3 protein-coding genes are annotated in these 3,052 nt (G+C 65.5%); all 3 read left to right on the top strand.

Annotation, left to right across the window (positions count from 1 at the left end):
- Nucleotides 1–1,104: bifunctional UDP-N-acetylglucosamine diphosphorylase/glucosamine-1-phosphate N-acetyltransferase GlmU (glmU, locus tag RDM88_RS12420; RefSeq protein WP_308755139.1), on the top strand; the 1,104-nt coding region annotated here is incomplete at its 5' end.
- A 28-nt stretch (nucleotides 1,105–1,132) separates the two neighbouring features.
- Nucleotides 1,133–2,095: a ribose-phosphate diphosphokinase gene (locus RDM88_RS12425; RefSeq protein ID WP_308755140.1), complete on the top strand. Its 963-nt coding sequence runs from the start codon at nucleotides 1,133–1,135 to the stop codon at nucleotides 2,093–2,095.
- 85 nt (nucleotides 2,096–2,180) lie between these two features.
- Complete coding sequence (gene pth, locus RDM88_RS12430; protein ID WP_308755141.1) at nucleotides 2,181–2,798, top strand: aminoacyl-tRNA hydrolase; 618 nt, start codon at nucleotides 2,181–2,183, stop codon at nucleotides 2,796–2,798.
- Nucleotides 2,799–3,052 lie beyond the last annotated feature (254 nt).

Below are 3,052 nucleotides of genomic sequence, written 5' to 3' on the forward strand. Positions count from 1 at the left end.
GGCGACGCGCTCGTGCTCTATGGGGACGCCCCCTTCATCGAGGGAGGCGCGATCACCGCTGCCCTCGCGCAGCACCGCGCCGGGCAAAACGCCGTGACCCTCGTGAGCGCGCGGCCGGCCGACCCGTTCGGCTACGGGCGGATCGTGCGCGGGGAGGACGGCGGCGTGCGCGCCGTCGTGGAGGAGCGCGACTGCGACGAGGCGGAGCGCGCGATCACCGAGATCAACGCGGGCGTCTACTGGTTCGACGCGGCGTTTTTGTCCGGGGCGCTCAAAAAGCTCACCCCCCAGAACGCGCAGGGGGAATACTACCTGACCGACGTGCCGGCCATCGCGGTCGCTGAGGGCCGCCGGGTCGGGGCCTACTTTTGTGAGGACGCGGAGATCGTCCTCGGCGCCAACGACCGCAGGCAGCTGCTCGCGCTCAACAACCTCGCGCGTGAGCGGGTGCTCTTCCGCCACCTGGATAACGGCGTCGACATCCCCTGCGCCGACGGCATCATGATCGGCGCGCAGGTCGAAATCGGCCGCGACACGCGGATTCTGCCGGGAACCGTCCTCGAGGGGAAGACGGTAATCGGTCCGGGCTGCGTCATAGGCCCCAATTCCTACATCAAGGATTCCACGGTGGGGGCGGGCGCCCGCGTGCTCGCCTCCTACCTGACCGATTCGACCGTCGGGGAGGGCACCCGTATCGGGCCGTTCACCCAGCTTCGGCCCAACAGCCATATCGGCAGCGGCGTGAAGATCGGCGACTTTGTGGAGATCAAGAATTCGACGGTTGGCGACAGGACGTCGGTCGCGCACCTGACCTACATCGGCGACAGCGACGTGGGCCGCGACTGCAACTTCGGCTGCGGCGTCGTCACCGCCAACTACGACGGCAAGAAAAAGTTCCGCACCACCGTCGGCGACCGGGCGTTCATCGGCTGCAACACCAACCTGATCCCGCCGGTCCATATCGGCGAGGGCGCGTACACCGCCGCGGGCACCACGGTGGATTCCGACGTGCCCGCCGGGGCGCTCGCGATCGGGCGGGTGCGGCAGGAAATAAAGGAGGGCTGGTCGGACGAGAAGATCGCCTTCAAGGCGGACAAAAAATAAAGGGCATAACGGGAAGGGGAAAGGCGGCATGAATCTTCACGGGAAGGACATCAAAATTTTCGCTGCAAACGCGACGCCAAAAGTGGCGGCGCAGATCGCCCGCAACCTTGGGCTGCCGCTCGGCAAGAGCGAGGTCAGGCACTTTTCCGACGGGGAGATTTCGGTGAACATCGGCGAGTCGGTGCGCGGCTCCGACGTGTTCGTCGTGCAGTCGACCTGCCGGCCGGTCAACGACAACCTGATGGAGCTGCTCATCATGATCGACGCCTTCAAGCGCGCGTCGGCCGGGAGGATTACGGCGGTCGTCCCCTACTACGGCTACGCGCGGCAGGACCGCAAGGTCAAGGCGCGCGAGCCGATCTCCGCGAAGCTGTGCGCCAACCTCATTTCCGTCGCGGGCGCCGACAGGGTGCTCACGATGGACCTGCACGCCTCCCAGATCCAAGGCTTTTTCGACATCCCCGTCGACCACCTCCAGGGCGTGCCCCTGCTCGCCCCCTATTTCGGCTCCCGCTTCTCGGGGGAGCCGCGCGAGGAGATCGTCGTCGTTTCCCCCGACCTCGGCTCGGTCGCCCGGGCGCGCAAGTTCGCCGAGCGGCTCGACGTGTCGCTCGCCATCGTGGACAAACGCCGCCAGCGCGCCAACGTCTCGGAGGTCATGAACATCATCGGCGACGTGCGCGGCAAAAAGGCGATCATCGTCGACGACATGATCGACACCGCGGGCACCCTCTGCAACGGCGCGCAGGCGATCCTCGAGAAGGGCGGCGCGAGCGAGGTGTATGCCTGCGCGACCCACGGGGTGCTCTCCGGGCCCGCGCTCGAGCGGATCGAACAGAGCTGCATCAAGGAGCTCGTCCTGCTCGACACCATCCCCATCCCGCCCGAAAAGATGCTCGACAAGGTTACCATGCTGTCGGTCGCGCCCGTATTCGCGGAGGCGATCGAACGCATCTACGAGGACAAGCCGGTGTCCCCCCTCTTCGTCTGACGCCGGCGCCAAATTGACAATCCAGAGACGGGGTATCCGACGATATCCCGTCCTTTTCCCGTCTGTGGGAAGAAGGAGCGGTTCCATGTTTTTTAAACGCCAGTCAAAACCCCTCTCCGCCCTGCCGCGCGGCCCGGTGGAATGCCTGGTCGTCGGCCTGGGAAATCCCGGCCGCGACTATGAGAACACCCGCCACAACGCGGGCTTTCTGGCCGTCGACGCCCTCGCCGAAAAGCTGGGGACCAAAATCGACCGGCTCAAATTCAAATCCCTCTGCGGCGACGCGATGATCGGCGAGCACCGGGTGCTGCTGATGAAGCCCTCCACCTTCATGAACAATTCGGGCGAGGCGGTGCGCGAGGCGATGCAGTTCCACAAGATTCCCATCGAACAGGTGCTCGTCCTCTTCGACGACGTAAGCCTCGACGTGGGCCGGCTGCGCATCCGGCGGCAGGGCAGCGACGGCGGCCACAACGGCATCAAAAGCATCATCTATCTGACCGGGAAGGACACATTCCCCCGCGTCAAGATCGGCGTGGGCAAAAAGCCCTGCCCAGACTACGACCTGGCCGCGTGGGTGCTCGGCAAATTCCCCGCCGACCAGTCCGAGACGCTCGGCAAGGCGTTTGATACCGCTGCCCGCGCCGCCATGCTCATCGTCGACGGCAAGATCGAGCTTGCGATGAATCGCTACAACTCTTAGGTTTGCCGCTCGGGGAGCGGCGGAGCCCTTTCTGGCTTTTTCGCCCTGCGCCCGGCGGCCCTTCTTGGATTTGCCGCTCATCAGGCGGCGTAGTTTGCCGGTAGTCGACCGGCGGCGAGTTCCTTTCTTGTTCGCCCAAGAAAGGAACCAAAGAAGGGCGCGAGGGGCTTTGCCCCTGCGACCCCGCGCCGCCTCCGGTTGGCCTGCGGCCAAAGTCGGCGGCGCCCGTGACACGGATCAACGGACAAGTGTAC

It is taken from the genome of uncultured Anaerotruncus sp., assembly GCF_902490045.1.
Lineage (GTDB): Bacteria > Bacillota > Clostridia > Oscillospirales > Ruminococcaceae > Anaerotruncus.

Bases quoted from the DNA above. Each gene is read 5' to 3' on its own strand.
- RDM88_RS12425 (WP_308755140.1), top strand. From the start codon at position 1,133: ATGAATCTTCACGGGAAGGACATCAAAATTTTCGCTGCAAACGCGACG.
- pth (WP_308755141.1), top strand. From the start codon at position 2,181: ATGTTTTTTAAACGCCAGTCAAAACCCCTCTCCGCCCTGCCGCGCGGC.